This window comes from Solitalea longa (assembly GCF_002920915.1).
GTDB lineage: Bacteria > Bacteroidota > Bacteroidia > Sphingobacteriales > Sphingobacteriaceae > Solitalea > Solitalea longa.
In genome coordinates, this window is record NZ_PQVF01000001.1 from 179,382 (window position 1) to 199,802 (window position 20,421).

The 20,421-nt window shown below is 37.8% G+C and carries 21 protein-coding genes; 13 read left to right on the forward strand and 8 right to left on the reverse strand.

Annotation, left to right across the window (positions count from 1 at the left end):
• Nucleotides 1-93: 93 nt before the first annotated feature.
• On the reverse strand, nucleotides 94-528 hold the full coding sequence (gene tsaE, locus C3K47_RS00825; protein WP_103787176.1) for a tRNA (adenosine(37)-N6)-threonylcarbamoyltransferase complex ATPase subunit type 1 TsaE: 435 nt from the start codon (nucleotides 526-528) through the stop codon (nucleotides 94-96).
• Between the two features lie 66 nt (nucleotides 529-594).
• The gene (locus C3K47_RS00830; RefSeq protein WP_103787177.1) at nucleotides 595-1,776 is read right to left on the reverse strand and encodes a sensor histidine kinase; all 1,182 of its coding nucleotides are present in this window, start codon (nucleotides 1,774-1,776) and stop codon (nucleotides 595-597) included.
• A gap of 191 nt (nucleotides 1,777-1,967) precedes the next feature.
• Here C3K47_RS00830 and gltX point away from each other — a divergent pair, with 191 nt between their 5' ends.
• The 3 genes from gltX (at nucleotide 1,968) to C3K47_RS00845 (ending at nucleotide 5,357) form a co-directional block, all read left to right on the forward strand.
• Complete coding sequence (gene gltX / locus C3K47_RS00835) at nucleotides 1,968-3,485, forward strand: glutamate--tRNA ligase (RefSeq protein ID WP_103787178.1); 1,518 nt, start codon at nucleotides 1,968-1,970, stop codon at nucleotides 3,483-3,485.
• A gap of 95 nt (nucleotides 3,486-3,580) precedes the next feature.
• Nucleotides 3,581-4,396: an N-acetylmuramoyl-L-alanine amidase gene (locus tag C3K47_RS00840; protein ID WP_103787179.1), complete on the forward strand. Its 816-nt coding sequence runs from the start codon at nucleotides 3,581-3,583 to the stop codon at nucleotides 4,394-4,396.
• A 370-nt stretch (nucleotides 4,397-4,766) separates the two neighbouring features.
• Nucleotides 4,767-5,357, forward strand: coding sequence for a YceI family protein (locus tag C3K47_RS00845; protein ID WP_103787180.1), 591 nt, complete (start codon nucleotides 4,767-4,769; stop codon nucleotides 5,355-5,357).
• A 56-nt stretch (nucleotides 5,358-5,413) separates the two neighbouring features.
• Here the strand turns inward: C3K47_RS00845 and C3K47_RS00850 are convergent, their stop codons facing one another.
• Both C3K47_RS00850 and porV read right to left on the reverse strand, forming a co-directional pair.
• Nucleotides 5,414-5,659: a helix-turn-helix domain-containing protein gene (locus C3K47_RS00850; protein ID WP_103787181.1), complete on the reverse strand. Its 246-nt coding sequence runs from the start codon at nucleotides 5,657-5,659 to the stop codon at nucleotides 5,414-5,416.
• Nucleotides 5,660-6,014: 355 nt separating this feature from the next.
• Nucleotides 6,015-7,157, reverse strand: a complete 1,143-nt coding sequence (gene porV, locus C3K47_RS00855; RefSeq protein ID WP_243392472.1) for a type IX secretion system outer membrane channel protein PorV — start codon at nucleotides 7,155-7,157, stop codon at nucleotides 6,015-6,017.
• A gap of 345 nt (nucleotides 7,158-7,502) precedes the next feature.
• Here porV and C3K47_RS00860 point away from each other — a divergent pair, with 345 nt between their 5' ends.
• Entirely contained in the window at nucleotides 7,503-8,954 is a 1,452-nt protein-coding gene (locus tag C3K47_RS00860; RefSeq protein ID WP_103787183.1) for an SUMF1/EgtB/PvdO family nonheme iron enzyme, read from the forward strand.
• Between the two features lie 116 nt (nucleotides 8,955-9,070).
• Nucleotides 9,071-10,366, forward strand: coding sequence for a UDP-N-acetylmuramoyl-tripeptide--D-alanyl-D-alanine ligase (locus tag C3K47_RS00865; RefSeq protein ID WP_103787184.1), 1,296 nt, complete (start codon nucleotides 9,071-9,073; stop codon nucleotides 10,364-10,366).
• Nucleotides 10,367-10,421: 55 nt separating this feature from the next.
• Here C3K47_RS00865 and C3K47_RS00870 read toward each other — a convergent pair whose 3' ends face one another.
• The gene (locus C3K47_RS00870) at nucleotides 10,422-12,050 is read right to left on the reverse strand and encodes a pyruvate dehydrogenase complex dihydrolipoamide acetyltransferase (RefSeq protein WP_103787185.1); all 1,629 of its coding nucleotides are present in this window, start codon (nucleotides 12,048-12,050) and stop codon (nucleotides 10,422-10,424) included.
• A gap of 149 nt (nucleotides 12,051-12,199) precedes the next feature.
• Nucleotides 12,200-13,195, reverse strand: coding sequence for a pyruvate dehydrogenase (acetyl-transferring) E1 component subunit alpha (gene pdhA / locus C3K47_RS00875; RefSeq protein WP_103787186.1), 996 nt, complete (start codon nucleotides 13,193-13,195; stop codon nucleotides 12,200-12,202).
• A gap of 299 nt (nucleotides 13,196-13,494) precedes the next feature.
• On the opposite strand from pdhA, the gene C3K47_RS00880 reads away from it, so the two are divergent.
• Nucleotides 13,495-14,040: a C40 family peptidase gene (locus tag C3K47_RS00880; protein WP_165784597.1), complete on the forward strand. Its 546-nt coding sequence runs from the start codon at nucleotides 13,495-13,497 to the stop codon at nucleotides 14,038-14,040.
• A gap of 92 nt (nucleotides 14,041-14,132) precedes the next feature.
• On the opposite strand, the gene C3K47_RS00885 is transcribed toward C3K47_RS00880, so the two are convergent.
• Complete coding sequence (locus C3K47_RS00885) at nucleotides 14,133-14,414, reverse strand: DUF4242 domain-containing protein (protein ID WP_103787187.1); 282 nt, start codon at nucleotides 14,412-14,414, stop codon at nucleotides 14,133-14,135.
• Nucleotides 14,415-14,548: 134 nt separating this feature from the next.
• On the opposite strand from C3K47_RS00885, the gene C3K47_RS00890 reads away from it, so the two are divergent.
• The 7 genes from C3K47_RS00890 to C3K47_RS00920 all read left to right on the forward strand — a co-directional run bounded on the left by C3K47_RS00890 (nucleotide 14,549) and on the right by C3K47_RS00920 (nucleotide 19,779).
• Nucleotides 14,549-14,962, forward strand: coding sequence for a DsrE family protein (locus C3K47_RS00890; RefSeq protein ID WP_103787188.1), 414 nt, complete (start codon nucleotides 14,549-14,551; stop codon nucleotides 14,960-14,962).
• Between the two features lie 185 nt (nucleotides 14,963-15,147).
• Entirely contained in the window at nucleotides 15,148-15,501 is a 354-nt protein-coding gene (locus C3K47_RS00895) for a hypothetical protein (RefSeq protein WP_103787189.1), read from the forward strand.
• 14 nt (nucleotides 15,502-15,515) lie between these two features.
• The gene (locus tag C3K47_RS00900) at nucleotides 15,516-16,238 is read left to right on the forward strand and encodes a peptidylprolyl isomerase (protein WP_103787190.1); all 723 of its coding nucleotides are present in this window, start codon (nucleotides 15,516-15,518) and stop codon (nucleotides 16,236-16,238) included.
• Nucleotides 16,238-17,005: an exodeoxyribonuclease III gene (locus C3K47_RS00905; RefSeq protein WP_103787191.1), complete on the forward strand. Its 768-nt coding sequence runs from the start codon at nucleotides 16,238-16,240 to the stop codon at nucleotides 17,003-17,005. Before C3K47_RS00900 ends, C3K47_RS00905 begins: the two co-directional genes overlap by 1 nt.
• Before the next feature lie 38 nt (nucleotides 17,006-17,043).
• Nucleotides 17,044-18,297, forward strand: coding sequence for an imidazolonepropionase (gene hutI, locus C3K47_RS00910; protein WP_103787192.1), 1,254 nt, complete (start codon nucleotides 17,044-17,046; stop codon nucleotides 18,295-18,297).
• A 33-nt stretch (nucleotides 18,298-18,330) separates the two neighbouring features.
• Entirely contained in the window at nucleotides 18,331-18,666 is a 336-nt protein-coding gene (locus C3K47_RS00915; protein ID WP_103787193.1) for a hypothetical protein, read from the forward strand.
• Between the two features lie 66 nt (nucleotides 18,667-18,732).
• Nucleotides 18,733-19,779, forward strand: coding sequence for a formimidoylglutamase (locus C3K47_RS00920; RefSeq protein ID WP_103787194.1), 1,047 nt, complete (start codon nucleotides 18,733-18,735; stop codon nucleotides 19,777-19,779).
• On the opposite strand, the gene C3K47_RS00925 is transcribed toward C3K47_RS00920, so the two are convergent.
• On the reverse strand, nucleotides 19,780-20,355 hold the full coding sequence (locus tag C3K47_RS00925) for a 5-formyltetrahydrofolate cyclo-ligase (RefSeq protein ID WP_165784598.1): 576 nt from the start codon (nucleotides 20,353-20,355) through the stop codon (nucleotides 19,780-19,782).
• Between the last annotated feature and the right edge of the window lie 66 nt (nucleotides 20,356-20,421).

Here is a 20,421-nt window from a genome sequence, read left to right on the forward strand (position 1 = left end):
AGCAAAATAATAGATTGAAGATGAAAGGAGTAAGTGTTGTTTTGGCAAACGATACCCTTTTCTTCTATTTATCATCAAAAAAATAGGGTTAAATTATTTTTTATGCTGGATAAATTGAAACTGACGGCTTCCATTATCAACCTCTGCAATAATAACTTCTGTATACTGCCCTGGTAACAAATTAGGGATTTTGGACGGCCACTCCACAAAACAATAATTTCCGCTAAAGAAATACTCTTCGTAACCCATGTCAAAAGCTTCCATTTCATTCTTCAGGCGATAAAAATCAAAGTGATAGATCATTGATTGTTCGCCATCATATTGATTGACCAATGAAAAAGTAGGACTTGATACAACTTCGTTAACGCCAAGTGCCCTGCATATTTCCTTGATAAAAGTGGTTTTACCAGCCCCTAAATCCCCATTAAAAATAACTACCTTATTATTGCCTGCAAAAGACAAAAGCGCATTGGCTATCTCTGGCAGCATTTCAATATTGTCAATTTTAAACTCCTTTTTGTCCTCCATTTTACCGGTAACTTTAAACTGTAGCTCGCAAAAATAAGAAATACATATAAATGGGGTCCTGCAGTATTAATGACCGGCATTTAAAACTACCCTGAATGTTGTTCCTTTACCTAATTCGGAGTCTTTAACATACACTTGTCCTTTATGATAATTTTCAACAATACGGCGGGTTAATGAAAGACCAAGCCCCCAACCACGCTTACGGGTAGTATAACCTGGCTGAAAAACGGTTTCGAATTTCGATTTGGGAATGCCAGTTCCCGTATCACTTATATCAATATAAACATGGGTTTTATTCTGAGAGACATTCAATGAGATTTTCCCTTCGCTGGTTCCTATCGCATTTACTGCGTTTTTACAGAGATTTTCAATAACCCATTCAAACAAAGGCACGCTAAGTTCGGCATTCACCGGCTCGCCTTTCACTTCAAATTTTATTTTCTTAGATATACGTTTTTCGAGATAATCGATAAAGTTTCTAACCACCTCCTTAACATTATGCTTTTCTAAAACCGGAGCCGAACCAATTTTAGAAAAACGGTCGGCGATGATCTGCAACCGTGTAACATCATTCTCCATTTCATCAAGCAACTCCTCGTCCTTCTCGCCATATTTTTCTTTTAAAATCTCGATCCAGGCCATAATCGAAGAAATGGGTGTTCCCAATTGATGTGCGGTTTCTTTGGCCATACCCACCCACACCTGGTTTTGTTCGGAACGACGGGAAGAGCTAAAGGCCAGGTAAGCGAGTATGAGGAAAACAGTAATACCTGTTAACTGACGATAAGGATAATACTTTAATGAAGTTAGTAATTGCGAATCTTTATAAAATACGTACAGTTCATCACCGCTTCCAATGGAGATAATGATTGGAGTGTGTTGCTCCTTCATTATTTTTAGTTGCTCTCGGAAATAGGCGGGATCATAATGCTTGCTTTTATCGTTTGGGTTGTTGGTTTTTAATGAGTCGAGTTCTTTATAGGCCAGGATCTTGTCATGAGAATCGGCAATTATGGCCGGTATTTGCGTGTACTTATTCTGAATTTCTGTTAGGAAATCGAGAAAATGCTCATCTTCCATTTCAATTTTTAGTTTGGTACTTAATGCCCACAATTCGGCATTGCGACGTTCACTTACGGCCATTGATCCAACTAAATAATTAGTATATACCAGCGACATTGCGCCAATTGATAAAGCAAAAAGTAATAGTAAGAGTTTCCAGCGCCTTTTTTGGCTATATACGTCCATTCTCATTAGGGCCAAATTACAAAACCTACATGAACAACCACTTAAAAAGAAGAATTTTAGCTTTACGCATTTGCAAATTTACCTGGTTATAAAACGGCTTGAGGATAATTTAAGGTATATTTGCACCGATTTAGAATTTAAAAGTAAAACACACTGTTGGTTTTTACTGATTCTTTCATCCCTAAAATTTTATGGCAACTAAAGTAAGAGTTCGTTTTGCTCCAAGTCCGACCGGAGGCTTGCACCTTGGTGGTGTACGCACTGTTTTGTTTAATTATTTATTCGCAAAGCATCATAATGGAGAGTTTGTATTGCGTATAGAAGATACCGATCAAACTCGTTATGTGCCCGGCGCCGAAGAATATATTATTGAGTGTTTGAAATGGTGTGGATTAAATCCTGATGAAAGTCCTCAGTTGGGTGGACCATTTGCTCCATATCGTCAAAGCGAGCGTAAACCAATGTATCGCCAATATGCCGAACAATTAGTAAAAGACGGTTATGCTTATTATGCATTCGATACTCCTGAAGAACTCAATGCAAAAAGAGAAGCGATTCCTAACTTTCAATACGGTCACCAGTTTCGTAAAGAAATGAGAAACTCTTTGTCGCTTTCGCCAAAAGAAGTTAAGGATCTGATCGAACAGGGAGTACCACATGTGGTGCGGGTAAAAATGCCTGAAAATGAGACCGTTACTTTTAATGACATGATCAGGGCGGAAGTAAGTTTCGACACCAATTTGGTTGATGATAAAGTTTTATTAAAAGCCGATGGAATGCCAACTTATCATTTGGCAGTTGTGGTTGACGATTACTTAATGAAGATTTCTCATGCATTTCGCGGAGAAGAATGGCTGCCATCTGCTCCTGTACATATTTTACTTTGGAAATATTTGGGTTGGGAAGCCGATATGCCTCAATGGGCGCATTTACCGCTGATCTTAAAACCGGATGGGAACGGTAAACTAAGCAAACGTGATGGCGACCGCTTAGGTTTTCCGGTTTATGCAATGAACTGGGCCGACCCTAAAACTGGCGATTTAACTAAAGGTTTCAGAGAATTAGGATTTCTGCCGGAAGCGTTCATCAATTTATTGGTAATGTTGGGTTGGAATGATGGAACCGATCAGGAAGTTTTTTCGTTAGATGAAATGATCGAGAAGTTCTCAATTGAAAGAGTAAGTAAGGCTGGAGCAAAATTCGATTTTGAAAAAGCTAAATGGTACAACGCCGAATGGATTAAGAAAACACCTGTTGAAAAGATCCGTAGTTCGTTTACCGCTATTTTAGATGATAATGGTATTGCAGGAGTAGAAGAGCATTACCTTAATAGCGTGATAGGCCTTATTAAAGAACGTTGCGTTTTGTTAACAGATTTTTGGCAACAAGCATCTTTCTTCTTCCGTCGTCCGCATGAGTTTGACATGGATGCAGTAAAACCAAAATGGACAAATGAGAAAACTGAGTTTTTCAAGTCCTTGGTTTCTACTTTTCCTGCACTACCATCATGGAATGCAACGGATCTGGAGAATGAATTTAAAGCATTAGCAGCTGACAAAGGATTAAAAATAGGCGATGTTATGCTGCCATTCCGCATAATGCTGGTTGGTGGAAAATTTGGTCCGGCGGTATTTGATATTGCCGCCCTAATTGGGAAAGAGGAAAGTTCGGAACGTGTAAGTCAGTTTCTCGACCTGATCAATCAGTAAGAATTTTATCTATTCAAAAACGGCCGGCCTCTTAATTAGCCGGCCGTTTTTATATCCAACGGAAATCTTAACTTTCGTCCAATTTTCAATTAATAATGAATCAAAAACTGTTTAAATCCATACCATTGTTAAGTGTTTTGTTGTTGGCAGCGTGTTCATCCAATCCTTATTCTGCCAGCAAAAAAATATATAAGCAGCAGCTTAAAACCTTAGTAAAAACGATAAAGCAAACCGAACCTTATGTGCTTGATTCTGTTCCCGCAGCAGAATGGATCTCGACCGTAAACTTTAACTTACGTAAACCAAACTTTGTAATTATACATCATACTGCTCAAGACTCGTTAGGGCAAACCCTAAAAACTTTTACACTTACAAAAACGCAGGTAAGTGCTCATTACGTGGTTAGTAAAGACGGTAAGGTGGTGCACATGTTGAATGATTATCTTAGGGCATGGCATGCTGGTAATGCACGTTGGGGGAATTGTACCGATATCAATTCTAATTCATTAGGCATTGAACTGGATAATAATGGAAAAGAGCCTTTTACCCAACCACAAATAAATAGCCTGTTGGTTTTATTAGGCAAACTAAAGAAAACCTATAATATTCCAACAGCCAATTTTATTGGTCATGCCGATATTGCGCCAACTCGTAAACCTGATCCGAGTGAATTATTTCCATGGAAAACCCTAGCTGATAAAGGATTTGGCTTATGGTATACTCAACCATTGGATAGTGTTCCTGCAAATTTTAATGTTAACCAGGCCTTAAGAATAATTGGTTACGATACAAGAGATTCCAATGCAGCTTTAATTGCATTTAAGCGCCATTTTATTCAATCAGATGTAGGTCCAATAGTTACTGATTCAACAAAAATGATATTAAATAATCTCTATAAAAAATATCAGTAGCTAAGCCTTACAAGCAGTAACCTACAGATAACATTATGCCGGCTTTTTGCTTTTATGGCTTAGATAGATTTACTTTCGAAGCAAGAATTTTATATGCAATTGTTAACAACACGTAATGATTGCCGCAGTATAACACAAACTTAACATTTACCTAATCTTTAGATTTGATATTTGTATGACAAAAAAGACACTTACTTTTCTTCATATACATTGGATTGGATGAACCGGTATGCTGGGAAGCTGCCGGTTTTTTTGTTTTTTACAACTGATTTAAACCATTTTACCAGACACTTTAATTAACTATGATGAATGTCATGTAACTAATAATTATTTATAAGCTTTTTTTTGTATATCAATAATCAATAACAAAATGCGTAAATTTCTATTAGTTATTTTATTTGCCTCTCTAAACATCTCAGCATTGTTTGCCCAAACAAAACTTAATCTATCAGGAAATGAAAGTAAAGTGTTAATCAAGGGTACCTCAAGTGTTCATGATTGGACGGCCAAATGTGATAATAAATCGGGTGACATTTCTGCAACACTCGATAAAAACACATTAAAGGTATTACAGGTATTAAATTTAAAGATCGCTTCCAAATCTGTAAGAAGTATTGATGAAAAAGGTGAGTATTACGATGATGTAATGGATAGCCGAATTTGGAAAGCATTTGAGACTGAGAAATTTCCGGAGTTAACCGTTGTTTTAAAGCAGGTAAAATCAATAACAATGGTTGGAAATAAAGCCGATATTGATGCTATAGCTTTTGTAACCATACATGGGATTAAAAAGGAGGTGCCTGTTAAAGCCAGTGCTGAAATAAGCAACAACACAATAAGAATAAAAGGGAAGAAGGACATAAAAATGCTCGATTATGGGGTTCAACCACCAACCATTTTATTAGAGTTTCTGAAAACAGGCAATGAAGTTACTATCGAGTTTGATCTACTTTATAAGTAAATTTTAGAGCCGTAGTCTAAAAAAGAAGGGGGAAACGTGTTTCCTCCTTCTTTTTTTCAAATTCTGATACAATTAAATAATCCACCCATTGATATATCAAGAGTATAACAAATTGTTCGGAGAGTTTTAACTGATAAATGTTGTTTGCCGGTTTCCACCCGGGCTATATTAATGCCAGTCAGCTGATAGAAATCTTTTTGGCTAAGTCGTTTTACCTCCCTGGCTCGTTTTATTTCCAATGCAATTCTTAACCTAAACTTGGCGTCCGTCGTTTCCAGATAATCAAAATCGGTATTGAGCATACGTAAAGATACACTAAAATAAAACGTTCATTTTTTAACACTCAGATATAAAACTGCAAATTACGCTTATAATAAATTTATTATCAACTCCTTAAAAGGTCAAAATGACAAAAAAGTCATTTTGTGAAAATAAATACTCTATCAAACTTATTAACTAGCTAGATTTGAAACAGATTGATTTTGAATGTTACATTTCTTGCATCTACCTAATTAAAAACAAGAAATTAAACAGTATCCCAAAGCCAACTTTCCTCGGTTGGCTTTTTTTTAACCTCATACAATGGCAGCCCTAAATTTTTAAAATAAACAAAAAGCCCGTTTTGTATAAAACGGGCCCTATTTTTCAAAAAAACGGTTATAATTTCTTTTGTCCAAAATTAAACAGCAGCGAAAACCTTAAGGTTTTTTCCATTGGATTATTTTGCTTACCTGGAATCAAATAAGAAAAATCAAAACAAATATCATCGTATTTAATGCCTGTTCCCAAAGTCACATATTGACGATTACCTTTATTGGGGTTCTCATAGAAATAACCGGTTCGTAAGGCGATCATATTGCTAAACCAATATTCTAAACCCGTAGCGATGTTAATTTCCTGTAATTCTTCCTTAAAACCTCCTGGAGCATCACTAAACGACCCAAAGATTCCACCTGGGACTGTTTTATCCGGGTCTTCACCAGCTACGATATTTCCTTCGTCATCATAAATAGGATTGGTTGGAACCAATAATTTATTCAAGTCTATGGTAAAACATAAAGAGTTTGCTTCATTAAATTTAAAAGTAGAAGCACCTGCAATTCTTAAATTGGTGGGTAAAAAATTTTTCTTTGTTCCATATTGCATCTTAGTGCCAATATTTGAAATATTAACTCCCCAGGCAATATTTGCGTCGGTATTAAAAAGTGAAACATCCTTATTATAATAAACAGCAACATCACAGGCAAATGCATTGCCCGGATTAAAGTCATTACCATTTACATTTCCCGATCCAAGATTAGAATGAATAAATCGGGCAGCCATGGCTAAAGAAAACAAATCACTTAACTTACGAATATAGGCTGCATCAAATGAATATTCGCTTGGATTATATTGCCCAAATTGCTGACCGGTATTATCAGTAAAAATAAGCTCTCCCAACGAAAAAAACCTAAAAGAAGAGGCAATGGTTTGACGGTCATCAATTTTATAATAGCCGGAAAGATAAGCCAGATTAATATCCTGGATTCCTAATGAGCGTAACCAGGGACTATAGTCAATTCCTACGCCAGCCTTATCACTACAAAAAGCATACTTAGCCGGATTCCAATGCATTGAACTCACATCAGCTCCTGTTGCACCCCCTGCGTCTCCCATTCCTCCAGATCTTGAATCAGGGCCAATTAATAAAAATGGTACAGCAGTTGTAATAGAGTTTACTCTTTTGCCATCTGTTTGAACGTCGCCACCAATTGTCTGGGCGCTACTATGCACAATTCCGGCACATGTAAAAGAGAGCATCAGTAACAAATGTTTATTACCTATTTTCATATATGATTAAAACAATTCATTATTTATAAATTTATCAATTGGCGTGAGTTTAATTACTAACGAAGAAAAATTAAATTTATACACTTCGTTTTCATATAATTACAATGGCATATATAAAAGATAAATTGCAAAGTGCAGAATTATCTGTCGAAATTCAAAGAAATATTTTTATTAAAAACCTTGGATGAATTTGCAACTATTTGATGATATGTGCGTATAATTGGGTTGGAGCACTTTTTAAACTATAAAGAAAATTTATAGCTTTGAATTAAATTAAATCGAAACCTACATAACCAACAACTATTCACAGGCAGGATGAAAAGAACTACACGATATCTTATACTGGCTTGCGCATTAGGTTTGCCTCTGTCGTTCATTGCATGTAACAAAAAAGAACGATCATCAACTACCGGATGGAATTATAATGATCCCAAAAACGGTGGTTTTCAGAAAATAACCTATAAAAAAGACCAGTTAGGACCTGGTCTTGTAGCCATTGAAGGAGGAACATTTGTAATGGGTTCCTTAGAACAAGATCTTGGATATGACAATGACAACACCGAGAAAAGGGTAACGGTAACATCTTTTTATATGGATGAAACCGAAGTTCGTAATATCGATTGGTTGGAATATCTATACTGGTTAGGCCGTGTGTATAAAGGCCATCCCCAGGTATATGAGCGTGCATTGCCAGATACCATGGTTTGGAGAAAGCCATTAGCATACAACGAGCCTTACGTAGATAACTATCTTAGACACCCCGCATTCGCAGATTATCCGGTTGTTGGAGTTAACTGGAACCAGGCCAGCGAATATTGTATTTGGAGAACGGATCGTGCTAACGAGTCGATCTTAATCAATAAAGGGATTTTAAAAGCAGATCCTAATCAAACTGACGCGAATAACTTCAATACTGATTCTTATTACGCAGGTCAATACGAAGGTGTGGTTAAAAAGAACGTTAAAAACCTTGATCCGGTAGCTACAAACAAAACTCGTTCGGTTCGTTATTCAGATGGTATCCTGCTTCCAGGTGCTTACCGTTTACCTTCTGAAGCTGAATGGGAATATGCAGCTTTAGCATTAAAAGGAAACGTTAAGTACGAAAATATTGAAGAGAAAAAACTTTACCCTTGGAACGGTTTAACAATGCGTAGTTCAGAAGGTAAAACTCAAGGTTTATTCTTAGCTAACTTTAAACGCGGAAGAGGTGATAATACAGGGGTTGCAGGTTACCTGAACGATAACGCTGATATTACCGCTCCTGTGAAAAGCTATCTTCCAAACGATTACGGATTGTATTGTATGGCCGGAAACGTGAACGAATGGGTGCAAGATGTTTATCGTCCGCTTTCATTTGAAGATATCAGTGATCAAAACCCTTTCCGTGGTAACCAATACACAGTTAAACAGAAAGATGCTAAAGGGGCTTATGCTAAAAAAGACAGCTTAGGCCGCATTCCAAGAGTTCCTGATACTGTGGGTCGTTTAATTGACGGTACTAAAGTTGTTAAAAAAGCCGACGTTCGTGATCATGATGATGAAAAAGGAATGTATGGTTACGGTAAAACTTCATTAGTAAATAACCGTTCACGTGTTTACAAAGGTGGTTCTTGGAACGACAGAGCTTATTGGTTAACTCCAGGTTCACGTCGCTTTATGGATCAGGATTCTTCGTCAGCAGAAATCGGTTTCCGTTGCGCAATGGGTCGTGTAGGTGCTCCAGGTGTTGGAAAAACCAAACGTCCTAATTTCAAAACTAAATAAGATCAAGTCAAATATTAGTTAAAAGGCTGTCCAATTGGACAGCCTTTTTCTTTTTCAATACATTCCTAAAACATCATAAATCCGACTTTTGATTATCTTTAGACCCAAATTAAAAGATGACAACTGAACAATTATATACCCTATATAAGGAATACCCGGTTATTTGCACAGATACCCGTAAAATTACGCCTAACTGTATTTTCTTTGCTTTAAAGGGCGATAACTTTAACGCTAATCAATTTGCAAAACAAGCACTTGAAAATGGAGCTGCATATGCAGTTATTGATGAAAAGCAGTATGTGGAAAACGACCGCTTTATTTTAGTAAGTGATGCACTGCAATCGTTGCAACAGTTGGCTAAATATCACAGGGCTCAGCTTACGATTCCGTTTCTGGGTATTACCGGAACAAACGGTAAAACAACAACTAAGGAACTCATAAATGCGGTTCTATCTCAAAAATTTAAAACCTATGCCACCATCGGCAATCTGAATAATCATATTGGTGTTCCGCTCACCATCCTTTCAATTGATGCCAGTATTGAATTCGCAATTATTGAAATGGGAGCAAATCATCAAAAGGAGATTGAATTGCTTGCAGATATTGCTAATCCTGATTATGGCATTATAACCAATGTAGGGAAGGCTCATTTGGAAGGCTTTGGAGGTTTTGAAGGTGTAAAAAAAGGAAAGAAAGAGCTATATGATCATCTTCAAGACAATGGATTGGTTTTTATTAATAATGACAATCCTCACTTGTTGGAAATGGTTGCCAATGTTAAACGCAAAGTATATTACGGAACCTCAGATACCAATGCGATTACGGGCAGGGCCATTGTAACAGGAGATACTGTTTCGCTTGATTGGAAACTTTCTGACACTGAAAAATGGAACACTGTATATTCCAATCTTGTTGGTGCTTATAATTTTGAAAATGTTCTTGCTGCAGTTTGTATTGGTAGTTATTTCGGTTTAACTGCCGAACAGATAGCTCAAGGTGTGGCAAGCTATCAGCCCAATAATAATCGCTCTCAAGCGGTTAAAACGGAAACCAATACGCTTATTTGTGATTACTATAATGCTAATCCGAGCAGTATGTCTGCTGCTATCGATAATTTTGCAAAAAACAATTCAGAAAACAAGCTCGTAATACTAGCCGACATGTTTGAGCTGGGAGAATATAGCAGTGAGGAACATCGGAGAATAATTAATCAGTTAGCTGATAAGCATATCGGTAATGCATTGCTAATAGGGAAGCATTTCTTTGCGTTAAAAGACAATTCGAAATTTACATTCTTTGAAAGTACCTCCGATGCAGCTGAATATTTGAAACAATATCCCGTTAAGAATACATACATACTCGTAAAAGGATCACGAGGAATGAAACTTGAATCACTAATAGGCTTATTATAAAAGTAAAAAGCCCCGTTTCAGATTGAGACGGGGCTTTTTGCTTTTATACTTTGTGTTATACTAATAACCGTAAAGGCTCTTCTAACAGACTTTTTAAGGTAAGTAAGAACTCAGAACCAGTTGCTCCATCAACCACACGGTGATCGCATGATAAGGTAACTTTCATTACATTGCCTGGTACTACCTGTCCGTTTTTAACAACCGGAACCTGGCTGATTCCACCTACAGCTAGAATACAGGCATCCGGAGGGTTAATGATTGCTGTGAATTCATCAATTCCGTACATTCCTAGGTTTGAGATGGTAAAGGTTGAACCTTCCCAATCTGCAGGTTGTAGCTTTTTATCTTTTGCTTTCTGAGCGAATTCTTTTACTTCCGCAGAGATAGTTGAAAGAGATTTAGTATCAGCAAAACGAACAACCGGTACCAATAAACCATCTTCAACAGCTACTGCAACACCAATATTAACGTGGTTATTGTAGCGAATCTTATCGCCTAACCAACTTGAGTTAACTTTAGGATGTTTCTTCAATGCAACAGCAACGGCCTTTAAAACAATATCATTAAATGAAACCTTAACAGTGCCTAATTCATTGATACGTTTACGTGCCGACATTGCCTGATCCATATCAATTGACATGGTTAAATAGAAATGCGGTGCTGTAAATAAGCTTTCTGACAAACGGCGAGCAATGGTTTTACGCATTTGCGACACTGTAACCTCTGTGAAGCTTTCTTGACCGTAAACAGTAGGAGCAGCAGGTGTAGTTGCAGCAGAAGCTGAAGCCGAAGCCGGTTTTTCAGCAGGAGCAGCTGATGGAGTGAAAGTTTCAACATCTTTTTTCACAATTCTTCCACCCTCGGCGCTACCTTTAACTTGTGATAGATTTATTCCTTTTTCTTCAGCGATTTTGCGCGCCAATGGAGAAGCTTTCACTCTTCCGTCGGCAGATGCAGTTTGTTCCTGAACTGCAGGAGCTGCAGCAGGAGCAGAAGTTGAAGCAACTGGTGCGGCTTCGGTACTTGTAGCCGGCGCAGCAGTTGTAGCCTGAAGCAACGGACTAACATCCGTTCCTGGTTTACCTACAATGGCTATGATGTCATTTACTTTTGCAGCTTTACCTTCTTCAATGCCAACGTACAACAATGTCCCTTCTGCATAAGCGGTAACTTCCATTGTTGCTTTATCTGTTTCAACATCAGCAATTGTGTCATCTGATTTAATTGTATCGCCAACTTTTTTGTACCATTTATTAATAACACCTTCAGTCATGGTATCACTTAACAAAGGCATACGAATTACAGTAGCTCCCAGTGATTCAGGAGTAACAGTTGGTGCGCTTTGAACTACTGGGGCGGCTGCTGCAGCAGGAGCAGGGGTTGGCTCGTTAGCTTTTGTAGCAGGAGCTGAACCTCCATTTGCTAAAACAGCTTTATAATCTTCACCTTCAGCACCCAAAACGGCAATAACAGCATCAACCGGTACAGCTTGGCCTTCTTCTACACCAATGTATAATAAGGTTCCTTCTTGGAACGATTCAAAATCCATGGTAGCTTTGTCGGTTTCAACTTCGGCAACTACATCACCTGATTTTACTTTATCACCGACCTTTTTATGCCATTTAGCCAATACCCCTTCGGTCATGGTATCGCTCATTTTTGGCATGCGTACTACTTCAGCCATATTTTTTTAATTAGAATAGTTGTTGTTGTGTTGTGCATATAAAGATAAGAGTTACTGAAATTTCTTTCCTCCTATAACTCTTCAATTCTTACTAATACAAGTTGCGGGTTAGGAGTTATTCACCCGTAACCCGCAATTTGTTATTTGGATTAGTCCATTATATATGGGTAATCTTCCTGTACGTACACGTCTTTGTATAATTCAGACGGATCAGGGTAATTTGATTCTTCAGCAAACTTAACTGAATCTTCAACGATATCTTTAACCTTTGCCTCAATTTCTTCGAACCATTTGGCATCGGCATATTTCTTTTCGAGGATAGTACTTTTCACCTGTTCAATCGGATCCTTTGACTTATATTCTTCCACTTCTTCTTTGGTACGATATTTAGCAGGATCGGACATTGAGTGTCCTTTATAACGATAAGTACGAATTTCGAGGAACGAAGGACCTTCGCCAGCGCGAGCACGCTGAACAGCACGGTCAACTGCTTCGTGAACAGCCTCGCAGCTCATTCCATCAACTGGCTCAGATGGCATATCAAAGCCTAAACCGATCTTATATATATCAGGCATATTGGTGGTACGCTGAACCGAAGTTCCCATAGCGTATCCATTGTTCTCACAAATGAAAATCACCGGAATATTCCAGATCATAGCCATGTTAAATGTTTCGTTTAAAGCACCTTGACGTACAGCACCATCACCCATAAAACATAAACAAACAGCATCGTCACCTTTATACATAGAAGCAAAGGCAATGCCTGCGCCTAATGGAATTTGTCCACCTACAATGCCATGACCACCGTAGAAATTATGCTCTTTAGAGAAAAAGTGCATAGAACCACCTTTTCCTTTTGAACAACCTGTTTCTTTACCATAAAGTTCAGCCATACATTCACGGGCAGAAACACCTTTGCCAAGAGCAAATGCATGGTCACGATAGGCCGTAATAAAACCATCTTTTGGTAATGTTGCAGATAATGCACCCGCAGCAACAGCTTCCTGACCAATGTATAAGTGACAAAATCCTCTGATCTTTTGTTGTCCGTAAAGTTGACCCGAACGTTCTTCAAACTTTCTCATCAGGTACATTTGCTCGTACCACTGCAGATAGGTCTCTTTTGTGATTGCTACAGAACTCATATTAAAGTTTATAAGCTTAAAATTTTTGTGAGGGCAAATGTATCAATAAAAAAGCAAAATGTAAATTTGAATGACTATATCTGCTTTTGTAAACAATATTTTAAAATAAGGCTACGTTTTAAGCGATGTTACCAATTTTAATAAGTTTCTGAAAATGTTATTAGTGTGTAACTTTTATACTGTTAAATCGTATAAAAATTACCCGTGAAGTTTTTGAGAAAAAACGGCATGGTTTTAATACATTAACTTGAAGTAATGATTAATTAACTTTAGTTTTGAAACGATTAAACATAGCGGCTTTGAAAAAACTATTACTTGCTTTAGTTTTCTTGTTCTCGGCAAACGCTGTGAGTGCGCAGTCGAAAGGGTTAAAAGAGTTATTTACTTCTAAACCCGAACAAAAAGAAATTTCGGATCCTGATTCGTTAGGATATTTATATTATTCACAACTTTTTGGTTTTAGCCTTGCTTCTAAAGCAAATACCAAATTGTTTGATTTTATTTACGATTGGTTAGGAACTCCTTATCGCTTTGGTGGAGACAGCCGTAAAGGAATTGACTGTTCTCGGTTTGTAAACAAAGTTTACGATGCAGTTTACAGTACTTTTCTTGGAGGAGCGAACTCACGTGATATTTATAAAAACGTAAAACCGGTTAATAAAGAAGACTTAAAAGAAGGCGATTTCGTATTCTTTAAAATAGGGAAGAAATACATTTCTCATATTGGAATATATCTGGGCAATGGCAAATTTGCACATTCATCTTCATCAAAAGGGGTTAACATTTCTGACCTGAATGACCCTTACTTTAAACGCTACTTTTTTAAAGGTGGCAGAATAGAATAAGAAACCATTAAAACTAAAAATCAATAATAAAAGAGGCTGCCCCAAAGCAGTCTCTTTTTCATTATATATTCTTTGGACTACCCCCCTTAAACTCATCCCAATGTTTCGGCCGTTGTAGGATCTATCACATGCAATACTTTTGAAATGGTGTTGGCCGGAAATCCTCCCATCTCCGCATGCTTTCTAACGGTTTGTTCATCAGGCGCAATGTAAACACAGTAGATCTTATCTCCTGTTACAAAGCTTTGAATCCATTGAATTTGTGGTCCCATTACATTTAACACATTGCAGGATTTTTGAGCCACTTCTGTCAGTTCCTGTGGAGAGAGATTGCCAACACTTGGAATTTCCCGTTCAATTACAAATTTGGGCATAGAATGTTTGATTAGATTCTTTTAAAATCATCAAGATTAATTACGGAAATTTACTGATTTACAGACGTTTAAGCAATAAAACACTTCAACCAAATTCAATTATTCCGTAATTTTAACTAACCAATTTTTTTGCCATGAAAAAGATGTTAATGTTATCGGCCTGGTTAATAATACCTTTTTTAGCTATGGCTCAAACCAAAGATTATAAAGTGGTTTTCGATCTTACCAGTAAGGATTCGCTGGATCAAAAAGCATTAATAAGATGGTTGAACGAGATTACCAAATCAACACCAACAGCTAAGCTTGAAGTGGTTATGTACGCCAAAGGGCTCGATCTTGCATTAAAAAACAAATCAACTGTAGCAAAAGAGGTTGCTCAGTTTGCAAACAACAAGAATGTTGAGTTTAAAGTATGTGAGATCGCCATGAAAAATCAGAATATAGATCAAAGCCAACTAATTGAAGGCGTTAAAATCGTGCCTGACGGTATTTATGAGATCATTTCTAAGCAGCATCAGGGTTGGGGATATATCAAGGCAACACACTGAAAGGTTTAGCACCGATAACTGTGAAAGGCAACCATTAACTTGAGTTGCCTTTAATTTTGTATGCCATCGATTTGAACATTAATAAGCCTGCATACTTTAAAATGAAATGGATATTTTAGCCGGATTAAAATTTAGGTACAGTTATGCGATCTTTAGTTTGGTTGCCCACTGATTATTAATAATATATGACTCCTTCAGAAATCAATGATAAATGGTTGAAGTTACAGATGCGCATTGCAACTGATTTCGACAATGATAAACCCGATTTAAAAGTGATGCTTTTTTTAATCGGCGTTCAGGAATTAGGTAAAGGTCCACAGAAATATTCCAAACGGCAGAAGGAAGAGCTTATGCATATTGCCACATGCAGGCTATTTAGCGAAATGGGTTTTTATGAACTTGAAGCTTTGGACCAGGATGGTTGGCCACATTGGAAATTGATAAAAAAAATACCCAATTATACTATGCTTGAACAAGAACTTTTAATGAAGTCGTTAGTCGTTCATTATTTTGAGCAGCTTTACGATACTTCCTTTTAATTTGAAAAACCACGATGAAGAAACTTTTAGCAACCCTATTTACACTTAGTTCTGTTTTTGCGTCAGGCACTTTGTTGGCTCAAAAAAAGCAGGTCAATTATTACGTAAGATTAACTACCGATTCGGGAATGTGCATTATGCGATTGTATAATCAAACTCCTCAACACCGCGATAATTTCATCAAGCTTACCCAACAGCATTTTTATGACAGCTTGCTGTTTCACCGGGTAATAAAAGGATTCATGATTCAGGGAGGAGATCCAACCTCTAAATACGCGGAACCAACTAAGGTTCTTGGTGATGGAGACATGGGCTATACTATTCCGGCAGAGTTTAACGACAGTTTGTTTCACAAACGAGGAGTTTTAGCCGCTGCCAGAGATAACAATCCTGCAATGGCTTCGAGTGGATGCCAGTTTTATATTGTTCAGGGGAAAAAATACACCGATGCTGAAATGGATGTCTATGAACAAACCAGATTAAATGGTAGAAAAATCCCAGCCTATCAACGCGAAATTTATAAAACCATTGGAGGGTCACCTTTCCTTGATCATAATTATACGGTATATGGTGAAGTAGTGGAAGGTATGGAGATGGTGGATAAGATTGCCTTAGCCAAAAAAGATAGTAACAATCGCCCGTTAACGGATATACGGATGAAGGTTGATTTGCTTTCAAAGCGAGAAGCCAAAAAGTTGGAAAAGAAGTTAAGGAAACAACAAAAGAGAATTAATTAATGAGAATTATATCTTATAATGTAAACGGAATACGCTCAGCCATGAATAAAGGCTGGCTTAACTGGCTGCAGGCAACTGACGCCGATATAGTTTGTTTGCAAGAGATCAAAGCCCATCCGGAGAACATTCCACAGGAAATTGTACTCCTGGAAGATATGGGTTACAAATATCAGTACTGGTATCCAGCCCAAAAAAAGGGATACAGCGGAGTGGCCATTCTTTCAAGAATCCAACCGGAATCTGTTGAGTTTGGCTGTGGACATGAACAGTATGATTTTGAAGGCCGGGTGGTACGTGCTGATTTTTCGGATGTTTCAGTAATGAGTGTTTACCTGCCTTCAGGTTCAAGTGGAGATATACGCCAAGGGGTTAAATTTGAGTTCATGGAATTTTTCATGGAATACGTTAATCAAACTCGGTGGAAATACCCAAAACTAATCATCTCGGGTGACTATAATATTTGTCACCAGCCTATTGATATCCATAATCCAAAATCTAATGCCAATTCGTCCGGTTTTTTACCTGAGGAGCGCAGCTGGATGGAGCAATTTATACAGAATGGTTTTATTGACACCTTTAGGCACTTTAATAAAGAGCCTCACAATTATACCTGGTGGAGTTTCAGAGCCAATTCAAGGGCTAAAAATTTAGGTTGGCGTATTGATTATCACATGGCCACTAAAGAGCTCGAGCATCAACTAAAACGAGCGGCGATATTGCCAGATGCGATACACTCCGATCATTGCCCGATATTACTTGAAATTTAAATCAAAAAATCATTGTTTAATCAGTTATCGTTTATCCCATGCTTTTAATCAATATAAAACAGCTCTGTGGAATACAACCTGAAGGAAAGTTTAGAGTGGAAGGCGCTGAAATGCAGGAATTGCCTTCTATTGAAAATGCCTGGCTAAAAATTGAGCATGGCAAAATAGCTGACTTTGGGTCTATGAACGATCTGAGCGCTCATCAGCTTTCTTCGATGGTTTCGGGAGCCTCCTCAGAGTTGATGGATTTAAAAGACAAATTGGTTTTACCAACCTGGAACGATTCACACACACACTTGGTTTTTGCAGCATCACGCGAGGAAGAGTTTCTGATGAAAATCCAGGGAAAAACATACGAAGAAATAACTGCCGCAGGAGGAGGAATTTTAAATTCGGCGCGTAAACTGGCAAACACCTCAGAAAGTGAATTATATGACTCAGCTGCCGAGCGCCTTCAGGAAGTGATGAAACTAGGTACCGGAGCCATTGAAATTAAAAGTGGTTACGGTTTAAGCTATGAGGCGGAGCTTAAAATGCTGAAAGTCATCCGCCGACTGAAAGAAACTTTTCCTTTGCCAGTAAAAGCAACGTTTTTAGGGGCCCATGCTTTTCCCCAAGAATTCAAACAAAACCAGGACGCTTATTTAAACCTGTTAACGGAAGAGCTCTTGCCTAAAATAGCTGATGAAGGCCTGGCTGATTTTATTGATGCATTTTGTGAGCAGAATTATTTTTCGATTGCGCAAACTGAGCGAATTATTGAAGCCGGCGCAAAGTATGGTCTAAAGGCTAAGATCCATGCCAATCAGTTTACAAATACAGGAGCCACGCAGGCCTGTGTGCGAAGAGGGGCTTTATCAGTTGACCATTTAGAAGTAACAGATGAGGCTGTAATTGAATCGCTTAAAGGAGCTTCAACAATAGCCACGCTACTGCCTTCCTGTTCATTGTTCATTAATATACCGTTTGCTAACGCCCGCGGCATGGTAGATGCCGGCTTGGGTGTTGCATTGGCCTCCGATTTTAATCCGGGCACTACACCATCGGGCAACATGAACCTGGTGGTTGCCTTAGCCTGCATGAAAATGAAAATGCTGCCGAATGAGGCGGTTAATGCCGCAACATTAAACGGTGCTTATGCCATGGATCTGGCATCATCACACGGAAGTATTACCAAAGGAAAACAGGCCAACCTTATCATAACAAAGGCAATTCCATCCATTAATTACATGCCTTATTCTTTTGGTTCCAATTTGATCGACAAGGTATTAATTAACGGAAAAATCGTATAATAGCCTCTTAAATCATCTTCCGAATAAATAAATATGGTTATTGTATCTAAACGGTTTCTAAAGTTTTTTACTGGAAATTTCGCCCAGGCAATAACGTTGTGGCCATTTGTAATCATAAAATCTTCTGAATTAAGAACAGACAGATCATTGCTTAACCACGAACGTATTCATTTGAGGCAGCAGTTAGAGTTATTTTTAATCGGCTTTTATTTATGGTATGCAATAGAGTTTTTAATACGATGGATAAAGAAGAAAGATGCTAACGATGCCTATCATGCCATTTGTTTTGAAAAAGAAGCTTATTTAAATGATCTCAATTTTGATTATTTAAAAGACCGAAAGTTCTTCGCATTTATCAAATACCTTTAACTTTAGTAAAATGCGATTTTTTTGAATTGAAGTTCATCTTCACCATTAGCCACCAATATTACTTTTATGAAGCTACAGTTATATTCTGATGAATATATTCTGGGTTTGACCTCTGTCAGAGACCAGGAAACTAAAATTGGAGAGCGGGTTTTAACCATCGACTCTTTAAACACCATGTTTGAAGAACTGGTGAATTCACCGGCTCGCTTTGTTTTACTGGGGCTTCCCGAAGACATAGGTGTAAGAGCAAATATGGGTCGTAACGGGGCGCATAGTGCCTGGACCTCTTCTTTAAAAGCGATCCTTAACATTCAAAGCAATGAGTTTTTACACGGCAGTGAAATATTGGTTTTAGGTCATATTGATTTTACCGACTTGCTAACCACTGCCGAAAAGCTTAATCCTTTGATTAACGATCAGGCTAAAGAACTAAGACAGTTGGTAGAGGAAGTTGATCGTCGTGTCATAAAAATCGTAAAACTGATTGCTAAGGCAGGGAAAATTCCTGTTGTAATTGGGGGAGGTCACAATAACTCCTATCCGCTTATTAAGGCTGTTGCCGAAGGCTTAAATGAATCGGGCCAACGGACTGAGAAATATATCAATTGTATAAATCTTGATGCTCACTCCGATTTCAGACCTCTTGAAGGTCGGCATAGCGGTAATGGTTTTAGTTATGCTTATAGTGAAGGGTTATTGAAAAGATATTTCATGTTGGGTTTACAACAAAATTATCAACCACAAGGAGTTTGGGAAACGCTGAAAACCAATCCTGATTTGGGTTACATTACCTTCGAAAGTATTTTTCTTCACTCTAAAACCGATTTTGGCTCTGCTATTTTAGAAGGAATTAACTTTGTGAAAGAAAGTCCGGCGGGTATTGAAGTTGATTTGGATACCATTGCCCATATTCCTTCAAGTGCCGAAACCCCAAGTGGTTTTACGGTAAATGAGGCCCGTAATTTTGTTCATAAAGTGGCCTGTCATCTAAAACCTGCCTATCTGCACATCGCTGAAGGAGCTCCATCTTTGGCCATTAATCCAAATGATAATCGTGTTTCAAAAACCATTGCCTACCTGGTAAGCGATTTTATAAAGGCGGTGAGAGTATAATTAAAAACGGATGATTTGCGAAGGGGTAATGCAGGCATCCAATGGGAGATCGAACTCATGTAATCCTTCAATATAGTCTATTGGTTCGAACTGAGAAAGGCCAATGCGTTGAATATCAGGCCTGCAATCTGCCAAAAAACGGTCATAAAAGCCTTTTCCATAGCCAACCCTGTATCCTCTCTTGTCAACCACTATTAGTGGTACTAGAACCATATCGATCAGTTCCGGGGAGATTTGATTGCCAGCTACCGGTTCGGGAATGTTCCAACTATTTTTCTCAATCACCAAATTCTCGTCAATTAAAAAATGGTTTAAGGTAAGCGTTGAAAGGTTGCTCTGGGGGATGGCTATTTTTATTGAAGGGTGATTTTCTTTTAAGTAATCAATTAACAATTGGGTATTTATCTCATGCTTTTCGGTAATTGACAGGAATAAATGAAGCGTGTTGATCTTCGAAAGATCAACATGCTTAAACTGATCAACGATTAATTGATTTATGTTTTGAAATTCAATCTCCGAAAGCTGTTTGCGCTTTAAAAGATATTCTTTACGAAGAAACGCTTTTGTGTTATTCAAAATTGATATTGGCTACTTACCGATGCTCAAACTTTATGAAGAATTTTGAGACGGCCCAAGATAACA

What these genes read in the sequence shown, in the direction of transcription:
- tsaE (WP_103787176.1), bottom strand. Translation starts at nt 528, where the DNA reads ATGGAGGACAAAAAGGAGTTTAAAATTGACAATATTGAAATGCTGCCA.
- C3K47_RS00830 (WP_103787177.1), bottom strand. Translation starts at nt 1,776, where the DNA reads ATGGACGTATATAGCCAAAAAAGGCGCTGGAAACTCTTACTATTACTT.
- gltX (WP_103787178.1), top strand. Translation starts at nt 1,968, where the DNA reads ATGGCAACTAAAGTAAGAGTTCGTTTTGCTCCAAGTCCGACCGGAGGC.
- C3K47_RS00840 (WP_103787179.1), top strand. Translation starts at nt 3,581, where the DNA reads ATGAATCAAAAACTGTTTAAATCCATACCATTGTTAAGTGTTTTGTTG.
- C3K47_RS00845 (WP_103787180.1), top strand. Translation starts at nt 4,767, where the DNA reads ATGCGTAAATTTCTATTAGTTATTTTATTTGCCTCTCTAAACATCTCA.
- C3K47_RS00850 (WP_103787181.1), bottom strand. Translation starts at nt 5,659, where the DNA reads ATGCTCAATACCGATTTTGATTATCTGGAAACGACGGACGCCAAGTTT.
- porV (WP_243392472.1), bottom strand. Translation starts at nt 7,157, where the DNA reads ATGCTCTCTTTTACATGTGCCGGAATTGTGCATAGTAGCGCCCAGACA.
- C3K47_RS00860 (WP_103787183.1), top strand. Translation starts at nt 7,503, where the DNA reads ATGAAAAGAACTACACGATATCTTATACTGGCTTGCGCATTAGGTTTG.
- C3K47_RS00865 (WP_103787184.1), top strand. Translation starts at nt 9,071, where the DNA reads ATGACAACTGAACAATTATATACCCTATATAAGGAATACCCGGTTATT.
- C3K47_RS00870 (WP_103787185.1), bottom strand. Translation starts at nt 12,050, where the DNA reads ATGGCTGAAGTAGTACGCATGCCAAAAATGAGCGATACCATGACCGAA.
- pdhA (WP_103787186.1), bottom strand. Translation starts at nt 13,195, where the DNA reads ATGAGTTCTGTAGCAATCACAAAAGAGACCTATCTGCAGTGGTACGAG.
- C3K47_RS00885 (WP_103787187.1), bottom strand. Translation starts at nt 14,414, where the DNA reads ATGCCCAAATTTGTAATTGAACGGGAAATTCCAAGTGTTGGCAATCTC.
- C3K47_RS00890 (WP_103787188.1), top strand. Translation starts at nt 14,549, where the DNA reads ATGAAAAAGATGTTAATGTTATCGGCCTGGTTAATAATACCTTTTTTA.
- C3K47_RS00895 (WP_103787189.1), top strand. Translation starts at nt 15,148, where the DNA reads ATGACTCCTTCAGAAATCAATGATAAATGGTTGAAGTTACAGATGCGC.
- C3K47_RS00900 (WP_103787190.1), top strand. Translation starts at nt 15,516, where the DNA reads ATGAAGAAACTTTTAGCAACCCTATTTACACTTAGTTCTGTTTTTGCG.
- C3K47_RS00905 (WP_103787191.1), top strand. Translation starts at nt 16,238, where the DNA reads ATGAGAATTATATCTTATAATGTAAACGGAATACGCTCAGCCATGAAT.
- hutI (WP_103787192.1), top strand. Translation starts at nt 17,044, where the DNA reads ATGCTTTTAATCAATATAAAACAGCTCTGTGGAATACAACCTGAAGGA.
- C3K47_RS00915 (WP_103787193.1), top strand. Translation starts at nt 18,331, where the DNA reads ATGGTTATTGTATCTAAACGGTTTCTAAAGTTTTTTACTGGAAATTTC.
- C3K47_RS00920 (WP_103787194.1), top strand. Translation starts at nt 18,733, where the DNA reads ATGAAGCTACAGTTATATTCTGATGAATATATTCTGGGTTTGACCTCT.